Below are 26333 nucleotides of genomic sequence, written 5' to 3' on the forward strand. Positions count from 1 at the left end.
CATGGAAAAACGAGCACTCATCATCGGCGCGAGCGGCATTGTCGGCGGCAATCTGGCAGACCAGTTGCTTTCGAATGGCTGGCAGGTCGCCGGACTCTCGCGCGGCCGCACGCCGGTGTCGCCGGCAATCGAATCGATTACGGCCGATCTGCAGTCCGCCGACTCAGTCAGCGAGGCGCTCGCGGGCCAGGCATTCAGCCACGTGTTCCTGACCGCGTGGTCGCGCCAGGCGACGGAGAAAGACAACATTCGCGTGAACGGCGCGATGGTGCGTCACGTCATGGACGCCGTGGGCCCGTCAGGCATGCTCGAACATGCCGCGCTCGTGACAGGCCTCAAGCATTACCTCGGCCCGTTCGAAGCGTATGCGACCGGCGCGGTGCCGATCACACCGTTTCGCGAGGAACAGGGCCGCCAGCCGGTCGACAACTTTTACTATGAGCAGGAAGACCGTTTGTTTGAAGCCGCGCAGCGCTACGATTTCAGTTGGAGCGTGCATCGTCCGCATACGATCATCGGCTTCGCGCTCGGCAATGCGATGAACATGGGCGTGACGCTCGCCGTCTACGCGACGCTGTGCAAGCAGACCGGCCAGCCGTTCGTCTTCCCCGGATCGGCGGCGCAATGGAACAGCCTCACCGACATGACCGACGCGCGGCTGCTCGCGCGCCACCTCGAGTGGGCCGCCACGTCCGAGAAGGCGCGCAACGAAGACTTCAACGTGGTCAACGGCGACGTGTTCCGCTGGAAATGGATGTGGTCGCAAATCGCCGGCTACTTCGGGATTGAAGCTGTACCGTTCGATGGCGAAACACGTCCGCTGGAAGGCCGTATGCAGGACGCGGGCAAGGCATGGGCCGATATCGCCGCGCGCTTCGATCTGAAGGAGGCCGACATCGGCAAGCTCGCTTCGTGGTGGCACACCGACGCGGACCTTGGCCGCCCGATGGAAGTGCTCACGGATATGAGCAAGAGCCGGCAAGCAGGCTTCCTCGATTATCAGAGCACGCCCGACGCCTTCTTCGCGCTGTTCGACCGGTTGAAGGCGGAGCGCATCCTGCCCAGCGATACGCGCACGCGGCTAGCGGCCTCGATTGAACAGAGGTGACGCGTGGCTCGCGGCGGCGAGTTCCGAAGCGGCCGCGAGCAGTGTCGAGCCGAGGCTGGCCATGCGTTTTTCGTCGAGCCGCACGAGCGGCCCGGCAATACTGATCACGCCCATGGCGGGATAACCGCGCCGCTGCACGGGCGCGGCCATGGCCGTCATGCCGGGGGCAAAGACTTCATTGATGGTCGCATAGCCTCGTTCGCGCGCGGCGTGCACGAACTTCAGCAGTCCGCTGATCGTGGTCGGCGCGTTGGGACCGTATTGTTTCGGCTGCCCGAAGCCCTGGCGTGATACGAGTTCGAGCGCGCGTTCGTCGGTCATGGTCATCATCCATGCGTGGCCCGTGGCGCTGCACGAGAGGATCGTGTCCATGCCCATGTCCGGGTCGTAGCGCAAGCCCTTCAGCGCACCCTGCGCCTTGGCGACCCACGTCAGCCGGTCGCCGTCCACGATCGCGAGCCGCACCAGTTCGCCGGATGTCTCGGCGAGCCGATCGAGCATCGTCTGCGCAATGTCCACGATGCCGGAGGTCGCGAGAAAACCGAGCCCCAGTCCGACGAGCTTGGTGGTGAGCACGTAATCGCCGTGCTCGCGCAACTGCCGCACATAACCGCATTGCTTCAGATCGACGAGCAGCCGATGGCATGCGCTACGCGGAATATCCAGCTCGTCCGCGATCATTGCTAGCGGCGTTCCCTCCATTTGCGTGGCGAGAAATTCGAGCACCGCGAGGGTGCGCTCCGTAACGCCGGGCATATCGGTCTCCGTCTTTTGCAGGGGTTCGCGCAGGTAGTTTTGCACATTATGGGATCAAATTCCACCCTGGAACGGCATCCCACCCAAGGATGCTAACCTTGGTTCCAAGGCGGCGCGACTCGCATAGCGAGTCGAAAGCACCCCGAGTTCATCGATCAGACAAGAGAGCGGGAAACGGTTGGCGGCGCTCATCGCTTGCGACCTGCATCCCGCGCGGCGACGGTTAAGGAGACAACATGATTCAGGAAACGCAACAAGGCACGCATGCCGCGATGCGCACGCGAGCGGTCACGGCGGCGGCCGTCGGCACCGCGCTCGAGTGGTTCGATTTCACGCTTTACGGCGCATTGGCCGCCACGGTTTTGCCCAAACTGTTTTTCCCTTCGATGGACTCGACGTCCGCCCTGCTCGCCTCGCTCGCGACTTTCGGCGTAGGGCTTGCCGCGCGGCCGCTCGGTGCGATCATCTGCGGCCATTTGGGCGACAAGCTCGGGCGACGCAACCTCATGCTCGGCACCGTCACGGTGATGGGTCTCGCGTCGATGCTGATGGGCCTGTTGCCGACCTACGCGAGCATCGGCGTATGGGCGCCGGTCCTGCTGGTGCTGCTGCGCATTCTGCAAGGCTTCGCGCTCGGCGGCGAATCGACCGGCGCGCAATTGATGGCGATCGAACACGCCAGCGCCGACCGGCGCGGCAAGTACTCCGGGCTGCTGGGCCTGTGCTCGCCGCTCAGTCAGATCATGGCCAATGGCGTGCTGCTTCTGCTGTCGTCCACGATGTCGGCGCAGGCGTTCGATTCGTACGGCTGGCGCATCCCGTTCGTGCTGAGCTTCATTCTCGTGATCGTCGGCGTGTATATCCGCTTGCGAGTCAGCGAGACGCCTGCCTTCGTGGCGCTGCGCAAAACGGAAGTCGTACACGTGGGCAGCCCGCTGCGCGATGCATTGCGTCTGCACTGGAGAACCGTTCTGCGCTGGATGCTGTTCTTCTGCGGGCCGGCGGCGATCTTCTACCTGATCGTGGTGTTCTCGCTCAGCTACATCACGAAGACGCTCGCCATCCCGAAGCAAACCGGCTTTCTTCTGCTGATGGGCGCCAATGTCTGCGCGATCGTCGGCGCGCTTGCCGGGGGCATGCTGAGCGACCGGATCGGCCGCAAGAAAGCGCTCGCGATCGGTTCGACCGCGACCTTGCTGATGCTCTTCGTGTACTTCCAGATTCTCGACACCAAGAGCTTTGTGCCGATGCTTGCGGCGATGGGCTTCTTCCTCGGCTTCACGCAGTTTCAAAGCGGTATCCAACCGGTCGCGTTCGCCGAAGCGTTCCCGACCAATGTGCGTTACTCCGGCTCCGCGCTCGCCTACACCGGTGCGAACCTGGTGGCGGGCGGTCCGATGCCGGTGCTGGCCGTGTGGCTCTTTGCCGTGTGCAACGGTTCGCCGTGGGGCGTGGTCGCCGTGTGCGTGGTCTTCAACGTGATTTCGCTGGTGATGATCCTGACTGCGCGCGAAACCCTCGGCATCGACATGAACCGCACCGACTCGACGGCGGCCGTCACGGGCGAAGCGGACTTTGCGACGGCGGGCGTGAGCAACAGCCATCGTACGTAATAAACGGCTCTACAGCGTGACACTGAATCATCGAATATTTGCAGACAGGCGACCGAACAATGACTGAACTCGTATATGTACTGAATGGCTCGAACCTCAACATGCTCGGCAAGCGTGAGCCGCATCTGTATGGGACGACCACGCTGGCGCAAATCCAGCAACAGGTGGAGGCGCTCGCGGTCCGGCTGGAACTCGAATGCGAGTTCCGCCAGACCAACAGCGAGGCCACCATGGTCGACTGGCTGCAGGAAGCGTTCGAACGCGACGCCGCGGTGATCATCAATCCGGCGGGCTTTTCGTTCGCGTCGGTGCCGGTCTTCGACGCGGTCAAGCTGATCGAGCGGCCGTTGATCGAACTGCACATCACCAACATTCATAAACGCGACGAAACCTATCGCCATTCGCTCATCTCGCGCGCGGCGACCGGCGTGATTTGCGGACTCGGCGCGAACGGCTATCTCATCGCGTTGCAGGCGATGGCGATGGCGCTCGGCAAAAGTCCGAGTTTCGGCTGAGCCTGCGCGCGCGGCCGGCCAGTACGTCGCCCCGCGCACAACGCCAGCGCCCCTTGCCCGCTCGCTCCACCCATCATGCCGTGCCGGCTGCGCACGGCATTTTTTTGCCCCGAAATTCCAGAGAATAGTTTCGAATAAGGGAAAACCCGTATAATCCCTTCCAAGAGGTCAGACAACTAGAGGACATCAGTCGTCAAGACCCTGACCTGCGCCGGCCGCGCAGCGTCCACCTTGAAAAGCTTTCCCCTCAGATCCGTGAATCCGACTGCCACTGCCCTGCCTTTCCGAAACGCGCTGTTCGCCATGCTTGGCATCGGCCTCGTCAATATGCTGGTCGCACTCGATCAGACGGTCGTCAGCACCGCGCTGCCTTCCATCGTCGCCGAGCTGCACGGCTTCGAGTACTACGCGTGGATCGCCAGCGCGTATCTGCTGGCTTCGGTGGTGACGGTCCCGGTGTTCGGGCGGCTCGGCGACTACTTCGGCCGCAAGCGTTTTGTGCTCGCCGCGGTCATCACGTTCACGGTGGCGTCGGTGCTCTGCGGTGTCGCGAACGACATGCTGTTTCTCGTGATCGCGCGCGGCTTGCAAGGTGTCGGCGGCGGGATGATGGTCGGCACGGCGTTCGCGTCGATTCCCGATCTGTTTCCCGATCCGCGCGCGCGAGTGCGCTGGCAAGTGGTGATGGCCGCCGCGTACGGCATCGGCACCGCGGCGGGACCGTCGCTCGGCGGCTGGATGAGCGAACACTGGGGCTGGCGCTCGACCTTTCTGATCAATTTGCCGGTCGGCGCGGCGGCGCTCTATTTCATCTGGGCGCATCTGCCGAGCTTCCGGCGTCCGCATGAAGGCGAAGTCAAGATCGACTGGCTCGGCGCGGCGCTGGTTGCCGCTGTGCTCGGCGGTCTGCAGGCTTTCATCGAAGCAGTGCCGAAAAGCGGCCTGACCGCCGGCAATCTCACCTTGGCCGTTTGCGTGATCGTGGGCACGGTCGCACTGCTGATCTGCGAGAAGCGCGCCACGCATCCGATCATTCCGCTCGATCTGTTCAAGGACCCGCAACTCGTCACGCTGTTCACGCTCGGCATGCTGTCGGGCTTCGTGATGTTTTCGCTGATCTTCTTCGCGCCGCTGCTGCTGCAAGGCGGCTTCGGACTGTCGCCGCAGCAGGCCGGCCTGCTCGCGACGCCGATCGCCGCCTGCATCGCACTCGGCAGTCTGCTGAATACGCGCATCGTGATTCACATGAAGAAGCCGACGCAGATCCTCTCGATCGGCTTCGCGCTGCTGCTGTTCGCGTCGATCGCGCTGGCGTTTGCGAATCCGGACACACCGCACGTGCGGATCGAATTGCCGATGGCCGCGGTCGGTATCGGTCTCGGTTTCATCCTCAACAATCTGAATGTGTTCGGCCAGGAGATTGCCGGACGCGAACGCTTCGGCATCACCACGGCACTGCTGCAATCCACGCGCATGGTGGGCGGCATGCTGGGCACGAGCATTGTCGCGACTGTGGTGCAGCATCACTATCGCGACGTGGTCACGCGCACGATGAGCGTGCTCGGCGAGCCGGCCGCGTCGCAATGGCGGCCTCGCTTCGTCGACCTGCGCATTCTTATCGACGAAGCGTCGCGTCTGAAGCTGATCGCGGATATGAAGCCGTCAGGGCTCGATACGTTCGCGTTGATCGACACGGCGCGCGATGCGCTGGTGCAGTCGATTCATATCGGCGTGTGGCTGACGGCAGTGGCGGCGCTGGCGGCCGCGCTGCTGGTGCAGCGGATCTCGCACGTGGTGTTTCGCAAGAGTTGAAAACGGCGGTCCGCCCCGACCGCCGCTGTAGCTGGCACGTTGCTTACTGCGCGCCGAGCTTCCTGATCAGCGCATCGAGTTGCGCGATCTCTTCGTCGGTCAGATCGGTCAGCGGCGCGCGGACCGGACCGGCGTCGTGACCCACCAGCTTCGCACCCGCCTTCACGATGCTCACCGCGTAACCCGCGCGACGATTCCGGATCGCCAGATACGGCAGGAAGAATTCGTCGAGCAGCCTGCCTTGCGTTGCATGATCGTCCGCAGCGACCGCGCGGTAAAACTCCATCGCCGTCTTCGGAATGAAGTTGAATACCGCCGACGAATACACCGGCACACCCAGCGCCTTATAAGCCGCGGCATAGACTTCCGCGGTCGGCAGCCCGCCGAGATACGAGAAGCGGTCGCCGAGACGGCGGCGAATCGTCACCATCGCTTCGATTTCACCCACGCCATCCTTGAAGCCGATCAGGTTCGGGCAGCGGTCCGCGAGACGCTCGAGCATGTCGGCGTTCAGCTTCGAATTCGCGCGGTTGTACACGATCACGCCGATGTTCGGCACGGACTTGCACACCTGCTCCACGTGCGCCGCGATGCCTTCCTGCGACGCCTCGGTCAGATAATGCGGCATCAGCAAGACGCCGCTTGCGCCGAGACGTTCGGCTTCCTGCGCGTAGTCGATCGCCACGCGGGTCGGGCCGCCCGCGCCCGCGAGAATCGGCACCTTGCCTCTGCAGGTATCGGTCGCCGTGCGGATCACGTTCGTGTAGTCGCTTTTCGTCAGCGAAAAGAATTCACCCGTGCCGCCCGCGGCGAACAGCGCGGTCGCGCCGTAGGGCGCCAGCCATTCGAGACGCGCAGCATAGGTGTCGGCACGGAAATCGCCGTGCGCGTCGAAGTCGGTCACGGGAAAGGACAGCAGCCCTTCGGAAACGATGGCTTTGAGTTCTTGAGGTGAAGTCATGGCGTGAATAGCGTTTAAGGCTTCAAGTGTGGTGAGCGCGCGGTCATGCGCGCCCCATCCGGATCATCGTCGGTTTAGCGCACCAGGCACGGGCGCTTGTTATCGAACTTCCAGTTCGGAATCAGATATTGCATCGCCACGCCGTCGTCGCGCGCGCCCAGGCCGTGCTGCTGATAAAGCGCGTGCGCCTTCTCGATCTCATCCATGTCGAGTTCGATACCGAGCCCCGCGGCCTGCGGCACCTTGACCTTGCCGCCGACGATCCGCAGCGGCTCACGCGTCAGACGCTGACCGTCCTGCCAGATCCAGTGCGTGTCGATTGCGGTGATCTTGCCGGGCGCGGCGGCCGCCACGTGCGTGAACATGGCGAGGGAAATGTCGAAGTGATTGTTCGAGTGCGAACCCCACGTGAGGCCCCAGTCATTGCACATCTGCGCGACGCGCACCGAGCCTTGCATGGTCCAGAAGTGCGGATCGGCAAGCGGAATATCCACGGACTGCAACTGGATCGCGTGGCCCATCTGGCGCCAGTCGGTGGCGATCATGTTGGTCGCCGTCGGCAAGCCGGTCGCGCGGCGGAACTCGGCCATCACCTCGCGGCCCGAATAGCCGTTTTCCGCGCCGCACGGATCTTCCGCATAGGCGAGCACGTCGTGCTGGTCGCGGCACAGGCGCACCGCTTCCGCCAGCGACCAGGCGCCGTTCGGATCCAGCGTCACGCGGGCCTTCGGGAAACGTTCGGCGAGCGCGGTGACGGCTTCGATCTCGGCGTCGCCGGACAGCACGCCGCCTTTGAGCTTGAAGTCGTTAAAGCCGTAGCGCGCCTGCGCGGCTTCGGCGAGACGCACGACGGCCTCGGGCGTCATGGCTTCTTCGGTGCGCACGCGCTCCCAGTCGTCGCGGCCATCGGCGCCGCTCGCGTATTCCAGATCGGTCTTCTTGCGATCGCCGATGTAGAACAGATAGCCGAGCATTTCCACTTCGTCGCGTTGCTGGCCTTCGCCGAGCAGCGCGGCGACGGGCACGCCGAGATGCTGGCCGAGCAGATCGAGCAGCGCGGCTTCGAGCGCGGTCACCGCGTGAATGGTGGTGCGCAGATCGAAGGTCTGCAAACCGCGGCCGCCCGCATCGCGGTCGGCGAATTGCGTGCGCGCCTTGTTCAGGACCGCTTGCAGATTGCCGATCGACTGCCCGACGACGAGCGGACGCGCATCGTCGATGGTCTTGCGAATGCTCTCACCGCCCGGCACTTCACCGACGCCGGTGTGCCCCGCGCTGTCGCGCAGAATGACGATATTGCGCGTGAAGAACGGGCCATGCGCGCCGCTCAGATTGAGCAACATGCTGTCGCGGCCGGCGACAGGCACAACACGCAGTTCAGTAACGACCGGAGTGGCGTTCGATTCGGAAGGTTTCGTGGACATGATGTTGGACCGGATGAGTTAGTGAGCCGGGCGGCGGAAATCAAGGCGCTGTGCAGTCGCGCTCGACACGGGCACCGGACGGAAACTGGAAAGTGCGTGACGCATGATTGGCGGTTCTGTCTGTCAGTGTAGTCAGTGGACTTCATGCTGGAGCGATTCCGGCAGCGCGTCGTGGTTCACGCGCCGGTTGCGGGTCAGGAAACCGGCCGCCGCCGCGATCAACGAAGCCACGGCAAGGCCATACAGGCCGCCGGTAATCGACCCGGTGTGCTGCTGCAAATAGCCGAACGTGGCCGGCGCGAAGAATCCGCCGAGGTTGCCTACCGAGTTGATCAACGCGATCACCGCTGCGGCGACGCGTGCGTCCAGGTAACCTTGCGGGATCGGCCAGAAGAGTGAAGCCGCCGCCTTGAAGCCGATCGCCGAGAAACAGATGGCCACGAACGACAGCACCGGATTGCCCGAAGTCGAAGCGAACAGCCCGCACGCCGCAATGACGAGCGCCACGGCCAGCCACGCCTGCTGGAAGCGCCATTTCGCCGACAACAACGCGAAGCAGTACATCGCGACCATGGCGATGAGCCAGGGAATCGCGTTGAGCATGCCGACCTCGAAGTCGGACAGGCCACCCATTTTGCGGATGATCGTGGGCAGCCAGAAGGTGGCCGCGTAGATGGTCAGTTGAATGGCGAAGTACAGAAAGCAGAACAGCAGAATCTGCGGATCCTTCAGCAGCTTCATGGCCGGCAGATGCGCGCCGCCGTGCGCCTCGCGTTCGGCCTGCTCGGCCGCGATCGACGTCTGCAGCACGTTCTGCTCTTCAGCCGTAAGCCACGAGGCATCGCGAATACGCGACTTCAGCAGCATCCAGCTCACCGCGCACAGCACGATCGAAAAACCGCCTTCGATGAGAAACATCCATTGCCAGCCGTGCAAACCGAAGCCGCGAATGGACAGCAGACTGCCGGTGACCGGACCGGACAGAACCGATGCGAGCGCTGAGCCGCCGAGAAAAACCGCCACCGCCTTGCCGCGCTCCTTCTGCGGCAGCCACTGCGTGAAGTAAAAAACCACGCCGGGAAAGAAGCCGGCCTCGGCGACGCCGAGCAGGAACCGCAGCACATAGAACGAGGTGTCGTTCCAGACGAACGCCATCGCCGCCGCGACCAGCCCCCACGTGCCCATGATGCGGGTGAGCCACGCGCGCGCGCCGTACTTCTGCATCAACACGTTCGAGGGCACCTCGAACAGCGCGTAGCCGATAAAGAACAGACCGCTCCCGAGGCCGTAAGCCGCGGCGCCAATGCCCAGGTCCGTCTGCATGTGGGAATTGACGAAGCCGATGTTTACGCGGTCGATGTAGTTCGCGATGAACATGATCAGAAACAGCGGCAGCACGTGCCGCTTGACCTTGGAGACCGCGGATTCGAGCGGATCGGCGGCGGTGGTGAGAGCAGAGGTCAAGATGGTCTCCAGTTTCGGCCGCTCAGGCGACCTGATCGAGCGCAACGCGGCGCATTCAAAAGGCCGGTCTTCCGTCCCGAAACGCGTGATACGTTGTCTGACGACAGTCTACCGTGCTTTTATTTGCAATTCCAATGCAGTGTTTACCCTGCAAATGTGCCTATACCACCGTACTGGCAACGCACTCAGTCCGAATGAAGACGAATATTTAGAATTTGAACTAGGATGGCTGATGACATAGAAATCACTCCCGCTTTTCATCTGTCATGCCGGGGCCAAACCTCATCTCCGCCAACCATAGCGAACGCGAGGATCAAATCGTGCTGATCCGGACAGGCGCTATGATGGCTATGTCGACGCGTCGCACGACGCCACTCGCACGCAACGTGTGTATTTCCAGCCGAACAATCAACCAGCCACAGAAATGAGCAGCCTAACTGAGAAGGTGGTGGCCACCCTTTCCGATGAAATCCGCCGCGGCACGTTGAGGCCGGGCGACCGCATTCCCACCGAAGTCGCGATGATGAAGCAGCTCTCGGTGAGCCGCTCCGTGGTGCGCGAGGCGATTTCGCGGCTGCAGGCGGCCAAGGTGGTCGAAACGCGTCACGGCATCGGCACCTTCGTGCTGGCACCGGCCACGGAAAAATCCATGCAGTTGCCCGCCGCCGATCTCTCCAGCATGCTGGACGTGATGGCGATCATCGAATTCCGTATCGACGTCGAAGCCGCCTCCGCCGCGCTCGCCGCGGCGCGGCGCACCGACCAGAACCTCAAGCAGATCCGCGGCGCGCTGGAGCGTTTCGAGTCCGAACTCGAGCGCGGCAGCACCGATACGCTCGCGCACGACATCGAGTTTCATCTGCAGATCGCGCGCGCGAGCGGGAATCGCTATTTCTTCGACGTGCTCAGCCAGCTTGGCCGCGCGGTGAGTCCTCGCACGCGGCTCGGCTCCGCGGAGATCGCGGAACTCGACCATATCGAGCATCTGCGCAACGTGCTCAGCGAGCATCAGATGATCTATCGCGCGATCGAACGGCAAGACCCGGACGACGCGCGCGCCGCCATGCGCATGCACCTGAGCAACAGCCGTGAACGGCTGCGCCGCGCTCACGAGTTGAGTAAAGCGGGCGGCTGATTCGCCGTCAGCGGGCGCCCGTCCGCCGCCCTCCTTTCTTCTGGAAAATACAACCGTACTGGTTCAGGTACAGGCCGGGTGGAACGACGCGACCACATGCCTCGCTACTCGTGCAGCATTGTTAGTCTCAGCGGAATAGTGCATTCATATCGAGCCGCTTGATGGGTTTAATACGTTCGTCCATATTTCCCCCATCGCGCGCTTGCTGTCCAACTCCGACAACAACGCGGACCTTGAATCCACTTTGAGATATCCATCATGAAACTCACGGGCAACACTATTTTCATCACCGGCGGCGGTTCGGGCATCGGCCGCGGACTCGCTGAAGCGTTCCACAAACTCGGCAATCAGGTCATCATCGCCGGCCGCCGCAAGGCGAATCTCGAAGAAACGATTGCCGCCAACCCCGGCATGCAGTCGGTCGAACTGGATATCACGGACCCGCAGAGCATTGCCTCGGTCTCGCAACAACTGATCGCGCAGTACCCGTCGCTAAACGTGCTGATCAACAACGCCGGCATCATGCAGATCGACGACCTCAGCAAACCGGTCGACGACGCGCTGATCGTCTCCACGCTCACCACCAACCTGATGGGCCCGATCCGCCTGACGGGCGCGCTCGTCGAGCATCTCAAGCAGCAAGGCGACGCGACCATCATCAACGTGTCGTCGGTACTCGGCTTCGTGCCGATGGCCATCTCCGGCGTCTATTCGTCGACCAAGGCCGCGATCCACTCGTACACGCAATCGCTGCGCTTCAAACTGAAGGACACCTCCGTGCGCGTCGTCGAAATTGCGCCGCCGTGGGTGCAGACGGACTTGCTCGACAGCAAGAACGAACCGCGCGCCATGCCGCTTGCGCCGTTCATCGAACAGACCATGCATGAACTCGGCACGGACGCCGACGAAGCCGTCGTCGAGATCGCCCGCCCCATGCGCAACAACCCCGGTCCGAACGAAGCCGCGTTCGTCACGCAGTTCAACGACCAGTTCGCCGGCGTCTAATGCATCGTTGTTTGGTCCGGCCGGAAACAGGCTAGTGCGTTGCCGGCCGGACCCGTCGCGCGCTCTCGCGCAGGTGTTTCCATGACTCAAAATTCCGCTGTATCCAGCGCCGCACCGATCCGCGTCGGTATCGTCGGCGTGGGCAACTGGGCGCAACACGGGCACGTACGCGTGCTGAGCCTGCTGCCCCAATACGAACTCACCGCCGTGTTCAGCCAGCGTCGCGAGGCGGCCGAGGCCGTCGCTGAACGCTACGGCTTCAAATATGTGGTCGATTCACTTGATGAGTTGGTCAAGCATCCCGAAGTCGATCTGGTCATCGTTCTGACGACGGCGCCGCAGCACGCAGAAGGCGTGCGCGCCGCGATCGCAGCCGGCAAGGACGTCTACTGCGAGTGGCCGCTGACGCCACGCGTTGCCACCTCGCAGGAACTGATCGATCTGGCGCGCAAGGCCAACGTGCGTCACGTGGTCGGGCTGCAAAGGCGGCTCGCGCCGCACAACCGTTACGTGCGCGATCTGCTCGCGCAAGGCTATGTCGGCAAGCTGCGCTCAGTACGCATTCACGTGAGCATGAATTACTTCCAGGCGCTGCGCTCGCAGTCGCTGCGCTGGACCGTGCCGCCGGAAAACTTCTCGAGCGTGATCGCGATCTACGCGGGCCACTTCCTCGACATGCTGTTCGAAGCGACCGGGTGGCCGCACAGCATTGCCGCGCTCAGCATCAATCAGTTCGAGCAGGTGACGATCGCGCAGACCGGCGAAGTCATGCCGACCACCACGCCCGATCAACTCGTGCTCGCCGGCCGCCTTGCAGACGGCGCGGTACTGTCGGTGCATATCGAAGGCGGCAAGCGCAATGGCTCGGGCGTGCAGATCGACATCACGGGTACGGAAGGCGATCTGCGCATCACGAATCGTTCGGCGTTCGGCAATGTCGGCGACGACTACGTGATCGAAGGCGCGCACGGCGACAACCTGCCGCTCGCGTCGCTGCCCGTGCCCGCGTCGTATGACCAGTTGCCGCCGTCCGATCTGCCATCGGCGGTACTGGAACTCGCCCAGTTGTACGCAGCCTTCGCCGACGACGTCCGCACCGGCAGCCACACCGCGCCGACCTTCGAACATGCGGTGCGTCTGCACAAGCTGCTCGACGCCGCCGTAGAATCATCGGACAGCGGCCGCCATATCGAACTCGATTGACGCGGTCCATTCATCAGCCCCCCGCACTTGTGCATGACACAATGCGGGGCGCCCGTCTCGCCAGAGAACTTCCGACCATGCCGAAACCTTCACACAAAGACACGCTGATCGCCGAAGGCATGCGCGTCATCCACGAATTCGGCTTCAATGGCGCGAGCGTGCGGGACATCGTCAAGGCGGCGGGCGTGCCGCATGGCTCGTTCACGAACCACTTCACGTCGAAGGAAGCATTCGGCCTCGAAGTGATCGAACTGTATTTCGACCGGGCACAGGCCGAGATGCGCAAGACGCTGCTCAACGATGAACTGAAACCGCTATTTCGTCTCAGCAAATACATCGACGTGCATATCCGGCTCATCAGCCAGAACGATTCGCGCAATGGCTGCCTGCTGGGCAATTTCGCCGCCGACTCGAGCGACAGCGAAGCGATCCGCTCGCGGCTCAATGCGATCTTCGCCGAAATCGAAAAGTCCGTTCTGTATTGCCTGCGAGCCGCTGTCACGGCGCGCGAGGTGCGAGCCGATACGAACTGCGAGCAACTCGCCACCTTCATCGTATCGTCGATGCAAGGCGCGTTTCTGCTCGCCAAAGCGCAGCGCGATCCGGCGCCGGTCGTCAATCTGAAGGAAGTGCTGTTTTCCAGCGTTTTGCAGCGGGCCTGACAAGGAGCTCCCGATGACGCCGCCCAATCACGCAGGCCGTCCTGCCGCAGTCACGGCGCGTTCAACGACGCCGGCTGCTACCGGTGAGAGCGGCGCTTCGCAGGGTGCGATGGACCGGTTCGGTTCGCTCAACGTGTTCGTGCGCGCCGCCGAAACCCGCAGCTTCACTGAAGCGGGCCGCCAGTTGGGCATTTCGTCGTCGGCGGTCGGCAAGGCGATCTCGCGGCTCGAAGGACGGCTCGGCGTGCGCCTCTTTCACCGCAGCACGCGCAGCATCGCGTTGACGCCCGAGGGCGCGACCTTTCTGACACGCTGCCAGCGCATCATCGGAGAAATCGAAGCGGCCGAGACCGAACTGGCGCTCGCCAATTCCGCGCCACGCGGACTGCTGCGCGTCAGTATGCCCATGGTGAGCACGCTGATGATGCCGGTGATCGGCGCGTTTATGAAGGAGTATCCAGATATCACGCTCGATATCGATTTCTCTGATCGTATGGTCGATGTGATCGAGGAAGGGTTTGACGTCGTGGCGCGTACTGGCGATGTGAGCGACTCCACGCTGGTTACGCGCGCGATGGGCACGTACCGGCATGTGATCGTCGGCTCGCCCGCTTACTTCGAGCAGCGCGGTGTGCCTGGCGAACCCGAGCAACTGCGCGACCACGCCTGCCTGCAACATCGTTTTCCGACCACCAACAAACTGCGCCGCTGGCCGCTGAGCCGCGATGGTGAAACGCTGGACATCGACCTTCCAACGGTGGCCATCGCCACCGCCGTCGAGCCGTTGACCATGCTTGCCGAACAGGACCTGGGCCTTGCTTGCGTGCCCGATTTCACGATACGCGCGCAGCTCGCGCGAGGCTCGCTGATTGCCGTGCTGCAACCGTACACGGATACGCCTACCGTGTTTCGCGCGCTGTGGCCGTCCGGGCGTCAGATCTCGCCTAAGGCGCGAGTCTTCGTCGATTTTCTGAGCGAGCATCTGTTTCCTGTCTCCGCTGCGGCGGCACGTGGCGCTGGCCGCGCTTGAGCGGACGATCCGTGCTCGGGACTCTTCACCGCGTACTGCCTCGCACGAAAAAGCCGGCGTATTCATCAACTCACTGAACACGCCGGCTTTCACAACATCCGCTTCGACAAGCAACGAGCTTATGCGCTCACCGCCTCTTCTTCATAAAACGGATAGTCCGTGTAGCCCACTTCCGTGCCGCCGAAAAACGTCGGCCGATCGTACGTATTGAGCGGCAACTTGCGGCGCAACCGCTCCGGCAAATCCGGATTGGCGATGAAATCGCGGCCGAACGCGACGAGATCAGCATCACCATCAACAAGAATCGCTTCCGCCGAATCGCCCTTAAAACCACCCGCAGCGATGATCGTCCCCGCATAGTGCTGGCGGACCGTCTGCGCGGCGACCGGGTTCGGATCGCGGCTTTCATCCTCGACATTGCCGGCGATGCGCGGCTCGATCAGGTGCAGATACGCGAGATCGAGCTTGGCCAACTCGGCCGCAACGTAGGTGAAAAGACCGACCGGATCGTTGTCCGACATATCGCCCCACGACCCGCTCGGTCCGAGACGCACGGCGACCTTGTTGCTGCCCCACACGGAAATCACCGCACGGGTGGCCTCCATCAAAAAGCGCGCGCGATTCTCGAACGAGCCACCATAGGCGTCCGTGCGCTTGTTGCTGCCATCTTGCAAGAACTGGTCGAACAGATAGCCGTTCGCAGCGTGCAGTTCGACGCCGTCGAAGCCCGCCTTCACGCCACGTTCTGCCGCCGTGCGAAAACTCTCGACGATCGCCGCAATCTCGTCGATCTCCAGCGCGCGGTTCGGCGTGTTCGGAATCCAGCCGGCCTTGGTATAAGCGACGCCGCCATGCAGCACTTCCGACGGGCCCACCGGCCGGCGTCCTTCGGGCTGCAATTCGGCATTCGACTGACGTCCTGCGTGATAGAGCTGCAGGAAGATCTTGCCGCCTTTCGCGTGCACCGCGTCGGTGACTTCGCGCCAGCCGGCGATCTGACGGTCTTCAAAAAGGCCGGGCGCGCCGAGGTAACCGTTGCCTTCAACAGCGGCAATCGTCGCCTCGCCGATCAGCAATGCGCCTGCGGAAGTGCGCTGCGCGTAATACTCGGCCATCAGAGGACCGGGGCGCGCGCCATCTTCGGCACGCATGCGGGTCAGCGGTGCGAGCACGACGCGGTGTGCGAATTCATAAGGTCCTATTTTGACGGGGGTAAACAGCTTGCTCATGATGTTCTTTTCTCTTGAAGTTGATCCGGTGAATGATTGCCGCCGAGCGCTTCACGGCGCTGTCCGGCGTTGATTGACAATCTATAGGCGCGGCCCGCGCAGAAAAACGGGCCGCCGCTCCGAAGACTTCGGAGCGTGCAGTCCGCAATGCGCCGAAACCCTTGCGCCTGCTGGACTGCACTCCCATCACCGATTGTTTGGATTGCGCGGCAACTGTGTTTCAACAGCGTGCCGGCTACTTGTCGAGCACGTCCTTCAGGCTCGCGTGACGCGTGCTGAATGTCATGATTACAAGCATGCTCAGCACGGCGAGCAAGCCGCCGAAGCGCATCGTCGAGGCGATGCTGAGGTGATCGACCACCGCGCCGCCGGCCAGCGAGCCGAGCGCGATCGAAGTCTGCACGGTGCTGACGAACATCGACGAACCGGCTTCAGGGCGGTCCGGCGAAGTCCATTGCATCCAGATGCTCAGGCTCAGCGGGATCGCGCCGTACGCGATGCCCCACGCCATCACCGCGGCGATCATACCCACACGCGAGATTTGCAGCATCGGCAACGCGAACAAGGTGAGCGCCATCAGCGCGCCCAACATCAGCAGCGAGACCTTCAGATGGCGCGTCACTACAGCGGAAACCGCGAAATTCGCAGCGAAGCCGACCACGCCGAAACCGAGCAACACCGCCGTGACCCACGACGGACCGAACGCCGCATTGCGCTCGAGGAACGGCGCGATGTACGTATAGGCGGCGAAGTGCGCGCCAAACAGCAACCCGACCAGCCACAGACTGCGGCGCACGTTCGAGCGTTGCAGCATGGCGCGGAAGTCGTTCATGCGGATTGCGGCCTTGGGCGGCAGCGACGGCAGAAACACGGCCTGCGCGGCCAACGCGACGGCCGCGAGCACCGAGGTTGCGAGAAACGACATGCGCCACGAGCTCAAATTGGCGATCAAGGTGCCGAGCGGCACGCCGATCACCGTCGCCAGCGTGATGCCCATGAAAATCGTCGCGCCGGCGCGGGCCGCCTGGTCCTCGCGCACGAGTTGTCCCGACGCGCCGAGCGCGACGGTCCAGAACCCGCCGAGGCTTGCGCCCAGCAACGCGCGGCCCACCAGCATCACGGCGAAGCTCGGTGCGATTGCGGAGATCACGTTCGACGCGAGCAGCAGCACGGCCAGCAGCAACAGGATCAAACGGCGGTTGATGCGGCCCGCTGCCAGCAGCAACGCCGGCGCCGAGATCGCGGCGATGATGCCCGGCGTCGTCACCATCAGTCCTGCTGTGCCGGGCGTGACGCCGAGATCGTGCGCGATCTGCGGCAACAAGCCGACGGGCATGTACTCCGTGGCGACGAAAGCGAATGAGCCGACCGCGACGGATAAAACCGCGGCCCATGACGGTCCGCGCGTGGCCGCCGCCACGGTCGGCATGAGCGGCGTACCGTCGCTCGCGAGTGCCGGTCTCGCGGACGAGCTGGCAAGTTGATTGGCATCCATGGATGTTTCTCCGATTCAGACATTGAAATTGAGGGCATTGCGTCCTGAACGGAGAGTAGGAGGATCGATGGGGAATGTGGCTCCCCTTCACCGCGACAGACGGGCGACGCGCTATCATCGGAGCGCGACGGATCGCGCGAAGCCGCTCATCCACGTTGCACACACCCGTTGGGGAGGATCTCGACTTGGCGCTCGGCAACATCAACGACATCGCGACCTTCGTCACCGTGGTCAAGGCCGGCAGTTTTACGTCGGCGGGGCAGCAGCTCGGGATCACGCGCTCGGCGGTCGGCAAGATCATTGCCCGCCTCGAGGCGCGCTTGCAGGTGCGGCTGCTGCATCGAACGCCGCATAGTCTGGGACTCACCGACGACGGCTCCGTGTTTTACGCGCGCTGCACGCAGATACTCGAAGACCTCGAAGAGACCGAGACGGCCATGGCGGTGCGCAGCGGGACGCCGGCAGGCACGTTACGCATCAGCCTGCCGATTGCGCTCGGTCACCGCCAGGTGTTGCCGATCATCGCGTCGTTTCTCGAACGCTGGCCGGCGGTCAGCGCCGAGGTCAGCTTCACGGACCGCTTCGTCGATCTCGTAGACGAGGGGGTCGACCTCGCCATCCGCGTCGGCGAACCGAAACCGGACTCGCGGCTCATCGCCCGCACCGTGGGTGGCCACGCAAAAGCTGATCACGTGTGCGTCGCTGGCTTATCTGGCGAAGCGCGGCGCGCCGGTCTCGCCGCTCGATCTCGCGCACCACGAGTGCCTGCAATTCGTCAGCCTGGGACGACCGCAACCGTGGCTCTTTGCCGGCGTCGGGCAACAGGTCGCGGAAACCGGCGGCAGATTGAAGATGGACAGCGCCGAGGCTCTAGTCGGCGCGGCGGTGAATGGCGTGGGCATCATCAATCTGCCCACCTATCTGGTTGCGAGCGAAATCCGCCAAGGTCGCTTGCAACCGCTGCTGCAATCGTTCGCAGCGCAGGCGCTGCCGATTCGCGCGATCTATCCGACGCGCCGGCATCTGACGCCGAAGGTGCGGCTTTTCATCGATGAGTTGATCGAAGCGTGGCAGCCGGTGCCGCCTTGGGAAGAAGCGGACGCCTGAAGGCGGCCGCATTCGCGTACTACGCGGTCGGCGCCTCGACATCGAGATCCATCAACGACGAACTCAGCGACTTGCCGTGTGCGTCGAGTGCGAGCGAACGCGTCACGCCGCCGCCGAGCGCATTGCCCAGCACGAAGTTGAACGCGGCAATCGCGGGCAGGTCGTAGCGCGCCACCTCGCCCTGCACTACATCACGCAGATGCGCTTTGACCCGCTCCGGCGTCAGCACCGTGCGTAGATGTTCATAGTTCTTCGCGTCATAGCAGATCACCGAGATGTTCAACGTATTGCCTTTGTCGCCGGTACGCGAATGAGCCAGCTCACGTAATTTCATCTCACGCCTCCACCATCGAGAATGCCGGCGTCACATGCTCGCGCGGCAGTAAAACCGATTGCACCGCGACGACTTCGCGCGCCAACTTCGTGACGCCGCCTCCGCCTGCCGGACCATTGGTGTAAAGCGTCTCCACCTCGTTGCCGATCCGCACCGCTTCCGCGAGCGAAGCCGTGCGCCCCGCCACTCGCGCACGCACCTCATACGGCTCGGCATAACCGGCAGCCGCCGTTTCGCCGTGCAATGCGTTCACGCCGATCAGATCGAAACGCAATTCACGCGTCTGCACGCCGGTCAGCGTGAGCCGTTCCCGCACGATATCGAGCGCGAGCCGCGCGCGCGCCAACGCGCCGGGACCGCCGTACGAAATTTGCCCTTCGCCGATATAACCATCGAAATAAGCAACCGACACCTTCAGCGTATCCGTGCGCGGCGTGCCTCGTCCGCCGCTCACGCGAACGCGATCCGGCGCTTCCTGCGCGACACGCACCTGTGAGAAATCCGCGACCACATCCGGTTGCAGATAGCGCTGCGGGTCATGAATCTCATACAGCAGTTGCTCCTTGCAGGTCGCCTCGGTGACTCGTCCGCCGGCTTGAGCGAGCTTGGTGACGATCACCGCGCCGTCCGGTCCGACTTCGGCAATCGGAAAACCGAGCCTCGCCAGTTCAGGAACATCCTTGAAGCCCGGATCCGCGAAATAGCCGCCGGTGATTTGCCCCGCGCATTCGAGCAGATGGCCGATCACCGTCGCCTGCCCGAGCGTCTGCCAGTCGTCCATGCGCCAGCCGAATTCGTGAATCAGCGGCGCGACGAACAGCGACGGATCGGCCACGCGCCCGGTCAACACAATCTGCGCGCCGGCCGCAAGTGCATCGACGATCGCGCTCGCGCCGAGATACGCATTCGCGGACACGAGCCGATCCTTGTAGTCCGACACACGCTCTCCGGATTCCACGAAGCAGAAATCGCCCTGACGAACGACGTCGAGTACGTCGTCGCCGGTGACCGCTGCGATCTTCACCTCGCCAAGCCCTAGCGAGCGCGCGATCTCCGCGGTCTTGCGCGCCGCCGCGAGCGGATTCGCCGCACCCATGTTCGAAATGATCCGCACGCCGTTGCGCAACGCGGCGGGCAACACCGCCTTCATGCGCGTTTCGAGCAACGGGTCGTAGCCGAGCTGCGGGTCCTTGCTGCGCGCCTGCTGCGCGATCGCAATCGTGCGCTCCGCGAGGCACTCGAAGACGAGGTAATCGAGCGCGCCGTGCTCCGCCAGTTCGACAGCGGGTTCGATACGGTCGCCGGAATAACCCGCGCCCGCGCCGATGCGCACGGTCCGTTGAGTTTGAGTGGCTGTCATGCTGGTCACATCCATTCGGTGAAGCTCACAGTGAGAATATCCCCAGCGCGACGCAGGCGATCGTCATCACGATCGACGCGCCGAACAGCAAGGGGAACGTGAATTTCTGATGGTCGGCGAGATCGATCCCGCACAGGCCGACCACGAGGAAAGTGGCGGGTGTCAGCGGGCTGACCGGAAAGCCGGTGGTCATCTGGCCGAGCAACGCGGCCTGGCCGACGTGCACCGCGGGCACGCCGAGTTGGCCGGCCACTTCGGCGATCACCGGCAGCACGCCGAAATAGAACGAGTCGGGGTCGAACAACATGCTGAGCGGCATCGACAGCAAGCCGAGCGCGACGGGAATATGACTGGCCATCGCGGGCGGCACGAAACCGACCGCCGACTGCGCCATCGCCTTCAGCATGCCGCTGCCTTGCATCACGCCGGTGAACACGCCGGCCGCGAGCAGAATGCCGGCCATCATCAAGGCCGCGCGGGCATGCGCGTCGATCCGTTTGCGCTGCATGTCGACGTTCGGATAGTTCACCATCAGCGCGATGCACAGGCCGACCATGAACATGATCGCCGGCGGAATCTTCTCGCCCATCACGACCATCGTGCCGAGCACAACCAGCGTCAGCACGATGTTGAACCAGAAGTTCTTTGGCCGGCGCAGCGCCTGTTCTTCGGGCGTCAGTTCGCGTTTAGGCATGGGCACCGAACCGCTCGCGGCCGTGAGACCGAGGCGTTTTTCCTCGCGCCGCCCGAGCCAGAACGCCATGCCGAACACGAATACGAGGCCGATCGCCTGCACCGGAATCAACGGATTGAACAGAGCCGAGATCGGCAGATGAAGCGAGGCGGAGGCGCGAATCATCGGCCCCGTCCACGGCAGAAAGTTGATGCCGGCCGCCATCGAAACCGCTGCGGCCAGCACGCGCCGGTCCATCTTCAGCCGATCGTAGAGCGGCAGCATGGCGGGAATCGTGACCAGAAAGCACACGGCGCCGGAGCCGTCCAGATGGATCAGCAGCGCGAGCAGCGTGGTGCCCATCACGATTCGCGTGGGCCGCGTGCCGACCGCGCGCAGAATGCGGTCGATGATCGGATCGAGCGTGCCCGCGTCGGTGATGGTGCCGAAGTAAAGAATTGCGAACACGAACATGCCGACGACCGGTGCAAGACTCTTGAGCCCGTCGATCACGAACTTGCTCGTCTGAAAGCCGAAGCCGCCGATGAGCGACGCCGCAATCGGCACGATGATGAGCGCCACCAGCGGCGACATGCGTTTCGACAGAATCGCGCCGAGCAGTACGACGATGGTAGCGAGCCCCAGTAATGGCAGCATGTGCTTGTCTCCGAGATTGTTTTTTACTGCGATCCAGCGTAAGTTCGAAGCGGCTATAAATCAATTGAAATGATTTGATCGCAGCAATTACAAACCATCATGGATCTGAATCTTCGGGACATCCGCGCGTTTATCGCCGTCGCGCAAACGGGCAGCTTCACGCGCGCGGCGACGCGGCTGCATCTGTCGCAACCGGCGTTGACGGTGCAGATTCGCCGCCTCGAAGAAACGGTCGGCATGCGCCTGTTCGACCGCAACAGCCGCAATGTCGCGCTCACGCCGACCGGCCGTGAACTGCTGCCGCTCTTGCAGAAGTCGCTGCATGACATGGAGCACGTGCTGATCGACGCGCGCGCGCTCGGCGAAGGCGCGAGCGGCACCGTGCGGATCGCCTGCCTGCCCACGTTCGCGGCCAGCGTGTTGCCCGAACTCGTGCAGGGCATCAAGAAGGCTGTGCCGCGCGTGAGCTTCCATGTACGCGACGTGGTCGCCAGCATGGTCAATACGTTGGTGCGCAATGAAGAGGTCGATATCGGGCTGACCGGCGGCCCGCTCGACGACGCCGCTTTCGAGGTGCTGCATGCGGGCATCGACCGGCTGGTTGCCGTGTTCCCGAAGCGGCATGCGCTTGCCCGGCGGCGGCACATCACGCTCGCCGATCTCGCCGCCACGCCGCTCGTGCTGACCGCCCAAGGCACGAGCGTGCGGACGGTGGTCGACAGCGCTTTCGCGAACGCTCACTGCACGCCGGAAATCGCGTGCGAGCCGACCTACATGATGAGCGCGGTCGCGATGGTGCGCGCGGGACTCGGCGTGACGATCCTGCCGGCGTCGGCCCGCGAAGTCAGGGCGGAGCCCGAACTGATCGTGCGCGCGGTCGACGACCCCGCGTTCACTCGCCCCATCGCTCTCATCAAAAAACGCGGCCGGACACTGCCGCCCGTGACGGAAACCTTCGTTGCGATGCTGATCGAGAAACTCGCCGAAGATTGAACGGCGGATGCGCGTTCCCTTTCATTTTCAAACAGAGCCCGATTTCCACCATTAATCGTCTGATTTAATCAAAGACGCTCACGCTAATATCGGCTTCGCGCGAGTTCGAGGATAAATAACCGCTCGCGCGTATTCTCCAAAACTTCGAAAACGAAAAAATGATAATGAGTCAATTTCGAATACTCGCGGTGACCGCGGCGTCGTTTGCTCTGGCCGCTCCGGCGTATGCGGCATTGGGTGGCGCGCCGACCTATCCGGTTACGGCCAGTAGCACGAGTGCAGGGGCGGCTAACCAGAATAGCGCGGCGGTGGCGCGCTTCGCCGCTAGTGGCAGTGCGGCCTCGGCGAGTTACACCGTGAGCCAGACGACGCTGCCATCGGGCACCGTGGTGAGCGAATACATCAGCGCGGGCAATACGGTCTTCGCGTTGAGCTGGGAAGGCCCGACCATGCCGCCGCTCAAAACGCTGCTCGCCACTTACTTCCCGACTTATGTCCAGGCGCTCACCGATGCCCACGCCACGCAAGGCGGCGGCTACGGACCCGCCGTCGTGCATCAGTCGGCGCTGGTCGTGGAGACCGGCGGCCATATGGGCGCCTTCGTGGGCCGCGCCTATTTACCGCAAGCGCTGCCGCAAGGTGTGAGCGCTGACGATATCAAGTAACTCATTAAAATCATTAGAGAGAGAACAACAGTGCGCAAAATCGCAAGGATTATTGCCGCGGCGCTCGGGCTCGGATTGGCACTCAATCTCGCCGGCTGCGGCGGCGGTGGCTCCAGCAGCAACTCCACGGCAAATGCACCGGCTGCCGCCAGTGCGCCGACGGGACCGGGCGGCACGACGTCCAATCCCCTTACCAACGACTCGACACCCAACGTGCTCGCCGTCGACGCGTCTGCCGTGCCGACGCCGGCCGGCCCCGGCAACACGATGTCGGTGACAGTGAGCGGAACGGGCATTCACAACCAGCCGATGGTCAGCGTCAAAATCTGCGCGCCCGGCTCCAACGCGACCGCGAGTTGCACGACGATTCCGAACGTGATCGTCGATACGGCATCGTTCGGGCTGCGTCTGGTTCGCTCAGCGATTCCGAATGCCACCTTCAGTGCGCTCACCGCCGAAACGGATCAGTCGAGCGGCCTGCCGCTCGCTGAATGCGCGTTGTTCGGCAGCGGCTATGCATGGGGTTCGGTGCATCTCGCGGACATCGCGCTGTCGAGCGAGATTGCACCGTCGGTGCCGATTCATGTGATCGGCGATTCAGCGCTGACCCTTGCCGCGCCGAGCGAATGCCAGGTCGGCCGGCCACTGGCCACCGCGGCCGATCTCGGCGCGAACGGCATTCTCGGCATCGGCGTGAGCCCGACGGACTGCGGCTCGCAGTGTGCCCTGACGACGCTCTCGCAGTTCTATTACACCAATGCCGGCAATGCCACCTCGGTGCCCGTCGCAAAACAGATCAGCAACCCGGTCGCGCGATTCCCGCAGGATAACAACGGTGTGATTCTGGAAATGGCGCAGGTGTCCGATAGCGGCAGCGCGACGGCTCAAGGCACGCTTGTGTTCGGTATCGACACGCAGGCCAATAACGTGCTGAACGGCACGGGCGCGCCGATTATCCGAACGGACCTGAACGGCGACTTCACGTCGTCCTATGGCGGCACCACGTTTACGCAGACGTTCTTCGATTCGGGCTCGACGGTGCTGTTCTTCCCGGACACGACCATCGCGCGCGACGTGTCGTCGGGATACTACATCCCGGCTGCGACCGTGGGCCGTACCTCGACGCTGGCGGGGAACAATCCGGCGAGCGTGACACTCGGCTTCAATATCGCAAACGGCGCGACGCTGACTTCATCGGGGAATAACGCATTCAATAATCTCGGCATCTATATGACCCGGCAGTTCGACTTCGGTTTGCCGTTCTTTTATGGCCGTCATGTGTATTACGGGATTTCGGGCCGCGCTTCTTCGGGCGGTGGCACGGGGCCATATGTGGCGTACGTTTCTAGCTAAGTGTCGATAATCCCGCGCGGTGGTTATCGTCAATCCCGTCGATATCCACTGTTCGCGGGACATGCAAAAGCGCGCTTGACGGAGCAGCAATCAAAACAGTGCAGACCGCACGCCTTTTTTCCGTTGTCCCGGGGGGTTCTCCAAGCGTGATCTGATCGTGACCATCGACCCGAATGGGGTGGTATCGGATGTGAGTTACGAGTCGTCCGGTATGCAGTGACAGCGGACTTGTCGGCACGCAAAAACTCGTAGGTCGGTTGATCTTCTGGTGGCAACGCTGGCAACCTAGCGAATCCCATACAGCGGAGACAACAGCGATGGAATCCTCCACCAACCCGCACGACGACGACCTCGAACACTTCGAAGCTCACGGCGCGGCGCCGCTGCCGGTCCCGAGCGACGAAGGCTATGCCGAGCACGAAGGCGCGCGAATCTGGTACGCGTCGTATGGCGCCGGCGCGCCGGTGATTCTGCTGCACGGCGGTCTCGGGCACAGCGGCAATTGGGGCTACCAGGTGCCCGCGCTGCTCGGCGCGGGGCATCGCGTGGTGGTCGTCGACAGCCGCGGCCACGGCCGCAGCACTCGCGACGCGCGACCCTACCGCTACGAGCTGATGGCGTCCGACGTGCTGGCCGTCATGGATACGCTGCAACTCGAACGCGCTGCGCTGGTGGGCTGGAGCGACGGCGCCTGCGTCGCGATGGTGTTGGGCAGCGCCGCGCCGCAGCGCGTGGCGGGCGTGTTCTTCTTCGGCTGCAACATGGACCCGAGCGGCACGAAGCCGTTCGTGCCGACGCCGGTGATCGAGCGCTGCTTCAGCCGTCATGCGAAAGACTACGCGCAGCTATCGGCGACACCGGACGACTTCGAGGCGTTTGTCGGCGCGGTCAGCACGATGATGAAAACCGAGCCCAACTATTCCGCCGACGATCTGGCTCAGATCGATGTGCCGGTCGCGATTGTGCAAAGCGAGCACGACGAATTCATCAAGCCGGAACACGCCGACTATCTCGCCCGCAGCATTCCCGGCGCGGAGTTGATCCTGCTGCCCGGCGTGAGCCATTTCGCCCCGCTGCAACGGCCGGCGCAATTCAATCGCGTAATGCTCGATTTCCTCCGCCGGATCGCGGGTTGATTGGGACGGCGGCGCTCGCCACGCTGCTTTGCCATCCGGCCCGCTCGCACGAGGGCCGCACCTGAACCCCTAAAATTTCACGATGCGGAACGATCGCGCGCTTCGTAAAAAATCGTGGTGCGTGGCACAAAACCGGCATTTCGCAATGCCGCCCCACGTTGCACATCGCGAAACACAGACGATAAGTCTTTCTTTTTGCGGGATATTTTTTGATCAAACGAGGCGTCTAACAACCACTTGCGACACTACCTGCTGACGTAGACTCTTTTACAAGAGCCGGTGCTTCATTAGTCGAGCGGAGTGGGATAGGCGGAAACATAGTCTGAAGAATCCCAACCTGTGAAACGAAGCCGCCACGGCATCGCGGTTTTTAAATGGCAATTGGGAGACTAAAAATGAAAGGCTTTCGCTTCGGTTCGAATCAGGGTGCTTTCTACATTTTGCCGGGCCACGACGGCTGGGAGGCAACCTACGGCAACGAAACGCTCGGTGAATTCGCCAGCCCGCAACAGGCCGCCGACGATCTCGCACGCGGCTTGATCTGCCCGCATCTCTCGGAAGGCGACGACACGTCGACGCTGGAAATTCCAGAGAAGCTCAGCGATTGGGAAATCGTTCACGTGTGATGGCCGGTATGGCCGCT

At 63.1% G+C, this 26333-nt stretch carries 24 protein-coding genes and 1 pseudogene; 16 read left to right on the plus strand and 9 right to left on the minus strand.

Annotated elements, in window-relative coordinates; all coding sequences use genetic code 11:
* The first annotated feature begins 1 nt into the window (after position 1).
* The gene (locus tag P0D96_RS15925; protein ID WP_408314239.1) at positions 2-1108 is read left to right on the plus strand and encodes an SDR family oxidoreductase; all 1107 of its coding nucleotides are present in this window, start codon (positions 2-4) and stop codon (positions 1106-1108) included.
* On the opposite strand, the gene P0D96_RS15930 is transcribed toward P0D96_RS15925, so the two are convergent.
* Positions 1082-1864 (minus strand): IclR family transcriptional regulator, encoded by a 783-nt coding sequence (locus P0D96_RS15930; protein WP_132378724.1) that lies wholly within the window; start codon positions 1862-1864, stop codon positions 1082-1084. The genes P0D96_RS15925 and P0D96_RS15930 overlap by 27 nt on opposite strands.
* A gap of 236 nt (positions 1865-2100) precedes the next feature.
* On the opposite strand from P0D96_RS15930, the gene P0D96_RS15935 reads away from it, so the two are divergent.
* From P0D96_RS15935 to P0D96_RS15945, 3 genes are all read left to right on the plus strand, one after another.
* Positions 2101-3477, plus strand: coding sequence for an MFS transporter (locus tag P0D96_RS15935; protein ID WP_132378726.1), 1377 nt, complete (start codon positions 2101-2103; stop codon positions 3475-3477).
* A 59-nt stretch (positions 3478-3536) separates the two neighbouring features.
* Positions 3537-3992, plus strand: coding sequence for a type II 3-dehydroquinate dehydratase (locus P0D96_RS15940; RefSeq protein WP_132378728.1), 456 nt, complete (start codon positions 3537-3539; stop codon positions 3990-3992).
* A 303-nt stretch (positions 3993-4295) separates the two neighbouring features.
* Positions 4296-5804, plus strand: coding sequence for an MFS transporter (locus P0D96_RS15945; protein WP_132379474.1), 1509 nt, complete (start codon positions 4296-4298; stop codon positions 5802-5804).
* Positions 5805-5847: 43 nt separating this feature from the next.
* Here P0D96_RS15945 and kdgD read toward each other — a convergent pair whose 3' ends face one another.
* The 3 genes from kdgD to P0D96_RS15960 form a co-directional block, all read right to left on the minus strand.
* Positions 5848-6765: a 5-dehydro-4-deoxyglucarate dehydratase gene (kdgD, locus tag P0D96_RS15950; RefSeq protein WP_408283813.1), complete on the minus strand. Its 918-nt coding sequence runs from the start codon at positions 6763-6765 to the stop codon at positions 5848-5850.
* Positions 6766-6839: 74 nt separating this feature from the next.
* Positions 6840-8189: a glucarate dehydratase gene (gudD, locus tag P0D96_RS15955; protein ID WP_408314242.1), complete on the minus strand. Its 1350-nt coding sequence runs from the start codon at positions 8187-8189 to the stop codon at positions 6840-6842.
* 132 nt (positions 8190-8321) lie between these two features.
* A complete protein-coding gene (locus P0D96_RS15960; RefSeq protein WP_408314244.1) occupies positions 8322-9653 on the minus strand; it encodes an MFS transporter in 1332 nt (443 codons plus the stop codon).
* Positions 9654-10077: 424 nt separating this feature from the next.
* Between P0D96_RS15960 and P0D96_RS15965 the strand changes: the two genes are divergently transcribed.
* The 5 genes from P0D96_RS15965 to P0D96_RS15985 all read left to right on the plus strand — a co-directional run bounded on the left by P0D96_RS15965 (position 10078) and on the right by P0D96_RS15985 (position 14688).
* Positions 10078-10788, plus strand: a complete 711-nt coding sequence (locus tag P0D96_RS15965) for a FadR/GntR family transcriptional regulator (protein WP_132378736.1) — start codon at positions 10078-10080, stop codon at positions 10786-10788.
* Between the two features lie 258 nt (positions 10789-11046).
* On the plus strand, positions 11047-11793 hold the full coding sequence (locus P0D96_RS15970; protein WP_408180220.1) for an SDR family oxidoreductase: 747 nt from the start codon (positions 11047-11049) through the stop codon (positions 11791-11793).
* Positions 11794-11874: 81 nt separating this feature from the next.
* Complete coding sequence (locus P0D96_RS15975) at positions 11875-12996, plus strand: Gfo/Idh/MocA family protein (protein ID WP_408314247.1); 1122 nt, start codon at positions 11875-11877, stop codon at positions 12994-12996.
* A gap of 77 nt (positions 12997-13073) precedes the next feature.
* A complete protein-coding gene (locus P0D96_RS15980) occupies positions 13074-13658 on the plus strand; it encodes a TetR family transcriptional regulator C-terminal domain-containing protein (protein ID WP_408314249.1) in 585 nt (194 codons plus the stop codon).
* 13 nt (positions 13659-13671) lie between these two features.
* Positions 13672-14688, plus strand: coding sequence for a LysR family transcriptional regulator (locus tag P0D96_RS15985; protein ID WP_408314251.1), 1017 nt, complete (start codon positions 13672-13674; stop codon positions 14686-14688).
* A gap of 119 nt (positions 14689-14807) precedes the next feature.
* Here the strand turns inward: P0D96_RS15985 and P0D96_RS15990 are convergent, their stop codons facing one another.
* Positions 14808-15917, minus strand: coding sequence for an alkene reductase (locus P0D96_RS15990; protein ID WP_408314253.1), 1110 nt, complete (start codon positions 15915-15917; stop codon positions 14808-14810).
* 235 nt (positions 15918-16152) lie between these two features.
* On the minus strand, positions 16153-17412 hold the full coding sequence (locus P0D96_RS15995) for an MFS transporter (protein ID WP_408314255.1): 1260 nt from the start codon (positions 17410-17412) through the stop codon (positions 16153-16155).
* A gap of 74 nt (positions 17413-17486) precedes the next feature.
* Between P0D96_RS15995 and P0D96_RS16000 the strand changes: the two are divergent.
* Positions 17487-18023: pseudogene (locus P0D96_RS16000) on the plus strand (LysR family transcriptional regulator); the annotation flags it as partial.
* A 58-nt stretch (positions 18024-18081) separates the two neighbouring features.
* A complete protein-coding gene (locus P0D96_RS16005) occupies positions 18082-18519 on the plus strand; it encodes a substrate binding domain-containing protein (protein ID WP_408314257.1) in 438 nt (145 codons plus the stop codon).
* Positions 18520-18538: 19 nt separating this feature from the next.
* On the opposite strand, the gene P0D96_RS16010 is transcribed toward P0D96_RS16005, so the two are convergent.
* Genes P0D96_RS16010 through P0D96_RS16020 form a run of 3 tightly spaced genes read right to left on the minus strand, consistent with a single transcriptional unit; the run spans position 18539 to position 21543 of the window.
* Positions 18539-18853 (minus strand): AtuA-related protein, encoded by a 315-nt coding sequence (locus P0D96_RS16010; protein ID WP_408180213.1) that lies wholly within the window; start codon positions 18851-18853, stop codon positions 18539-18541.
* A 1-nt stretch (position 18854) separates the two neighbouring features.
* Entirely contained in the window at positions 18855-20213 is a 1359-nt protein-coding gene (locus tag P0D96_RS16015) for an acyclic terpene utilization AtuA family protein (protein WP_408314259.1), read from the minus strand.
* A gap of 25 nt (positions 20214-20238) precedes the next feature.
* Complete coding sequence (locus tag P0D96_RS16020) at positions 20239-21543, minus strand: CitMHS family transporter (RefSeq protein WP_408180211.1); 1305 nt, start codon at positions 21541-21543, stop codon at positions 20239-20241.
* A 99-nt stretch (positions 21544-21642) separates the two neighbouring features.
* Here P0D96_RS16020 and P0D96_RS16025 point away from each other — a divergent pair, with 99 nt between their 5' ends.
* From P0D96_RS16025 to P0D96_RS16045, 5 genes are all read left to right on the plus strand, one after another.
* Entirely contained in the window at positions 21643-22536 is an 894-nt protein-coding gene (locus P0D96_RS16025) for a LysR family transcriptional regulator (protein ID WP_132378756.1), read from the plus strand.
* A gap of 158 nt (positions 22537-22694) precedes the next feature.
* Positions 22695-23201, plus strand: a complete 507-nt coding sequence (locus P0D96_RS16030; RefSeq protein WP_408314261.1) for a DUF2844 domain-containing protein — start codon at positions 22695-22697, stop codon at positions 23199-23201.
* A gap of 30 nt (positions 23202-23231) precedes the next feature.
* Entirely contained in the window at positions 23232-24554 is a 1323-nt protein-coding gene (locus P0D96_RS16035; RefSeq protein ID WP_408314263.1) for a DUF3443 domain-containing protein, read from the plus strand.
* Positions 24555-24871: 317 nt separating this feature from the next.
* Positions 24872-25690, plus strand: a complete 819-nt coding sequence (locus tag P0D96_RS16040; protein WP_408314265.1) for an alpha/beta fold hydrolase — start codon at positions 24872-24874, stop codon at positions 25688-25690.
* A gap of 395 nt (positions 25691-26085) precedes the next feature.
* A complete protein-coding gene (locus P0D96_RS16045; protein ID WP_132378762.1) occupies positions 26086-26316 on the plus strand; it encodes a hypothetical protein in 231 nt (76 codons plus the stop codon).
* The last annotated feature ends 17 nt before the right edge of the window (positions 26317-26333 follow it).

It is taken from the genome of Paraburkholderia sp. RL17-347-BIC-D, assembly GCF_046027915.1.
Classification (GTDB): Bacteria; Pseudomonadota; Gammaproteobacteria; order Burkholderiales; family Burkholderiaceae; genus Paraburkholderia.

Excerpts from the sequence above, each read along its gene's own strand:
- P0D96_RS15940 (WP_132378728.1), top strand. The coding sequence starts at position 3,537 with ATGACTGAACTCGTATATGTACTGAATGGCTCGAACCTCAACATGCTC.
- P0D96_RS16015 (WP_408314259.1), bottom strand. The coding sequence starts at position 20,213 with ATGACAGCCACTCAAACTCAACGGACCGTGCGCATCGGCGCGGGCGCG.
- P0D96_RS16030 (WP_408314261.1), top strand. The coding sequence starts at position 22,695 with ATGATAATGAGTCAATTTCGAATACTCGCGGTGACCGCGGCGTCGTTT.
- P0D96_RS15990 (WP_408314253.1), bottom strand. The coding sequence starts at position 15,917 with ATGAGCAAGCTGTTTACCCCCGTCAAAATAGGACCTTATGAATTCGCA.
- P0D96_RS16020 (WP_408180211.1), bottom strand. The coding sequence starts at position 21,543 with ATGCTGCCATTACTGGGGCTCGCTACCATCGTCGTACTGCTCGGCGCG.
- P0D96_RS15970 (WP_408180220.1), top strand. The coding sequence starts at position 11,047 with ATGAAACTCACGGGCAACACTATTTTCATCACCGGCGGCGGTTCGGGC.
- P0D96_RS16010 (WP_408180213.1), bottom strand. The coding sequence starts at position 18,853 with ATGAAATTACGTGAGCTGGCTCATTCGCGTACCGGCGACAAAGGCAAT.
- P0D96_RS16040 (WP_408314265.1), top strand. The coding sequence starts at position 24,872 with ATGGAATCCTCCACCAACCCGCACGACGACGACCTCGAACACTTCGAA.
- P0D96_RS15975 (WP_408314247.1), top strand. The coding sequence starts at position 11,875 with ATGACTCAAAATTCCGCTGTATCCAGCGCCGCACCGATCCGCGTCGGT.
- P0D96_RS15965 (WP_132378736.1), top strand. The coding sequence starts at position 10,078 with ATGAGCAGCCTAACTGAGAAGGTGGTGGCCACCCTTTCCGATGAAATC.
- P0D96_RS15945 (WP_132379474.1), top strand. The coding sequence starts at position 4,296 with ATGCTTGGCATCGGCCTCGTCAATATGCTGGTCGCACTCGATCAGACG.
- P0D96_RS16045 (WP_132378762.1), top strand. The coding sequence starts at position 26,086 with ATGAAAGGCTTTCGCTTCGGTTCGAATCAGGGTGCTTTCTACATTTTG.
- gudD (WP_408314242.1), bottom strand. The coding sequence starts at position 8,189 with ATGTCCACGAAACCTTCCGAATCGAACGCCACTCCGGTCGTTACTGAA.
- P0D96_RS16025 (WP_132378756.1), top strand. The coding sequence starts at position 21,643 with ATGGATCTGAATCTTCGGGACATCCGCGCGTTTATCGCCGTCGCGCAA.
- kdgD (WP_408283813.1), bottom strand. The coding sequence starts at position 6,765 with ATGACTTCACCTCAAGAACTCAAAGCCATCGTTTCCGAAGGGCTGCTG.
- P0D96_RS15935 (WP_132378726.1), top strand. The coding sequence starts at position 2,101 with ATGATTCAGGAAACGCAACAAGGCACGCATGCCGCGATGCGCACGCGA.
- P0D96_RS15930 (WP_132378724.1), bottom strand. The coding sequence starts at position 1,864 with ATGCCCGGCGTTACGGAGCGCACCCTCGCGGTGCTCGAATTTCTCGCC.
- P0D96_RS15980 (WP_408314249.1), top strand. The coding sequence starts at position 13,074 with ATGCCGAAACCTTCACACAAAGACACGCTGATCGCCGAAGGCATGCGC.
- P0D96_RS15925 (WP_408314239.1), top strand. The coding sequence starts at position 2 with ATGGAAAAACGAGCACTCATCATCGGCGCGAGCGGCATTGTCGGCGGC.
- P0D96_RS15995 (WP_408314255.1), bottom strand. The coding sequence starts at position 17,412 with ATGGATGCCAATCAACTTGCCAGCTCGTCCGCGAGACCGGCACTCGCG.
- P0D96_RS15985 (WP_408314251.1), top strand. The coding sequence starts at position 13,672 with ATGACGCCGCCCAATCACGCAGGCCGTCCTGCCGCAGTCACGGCGCGT.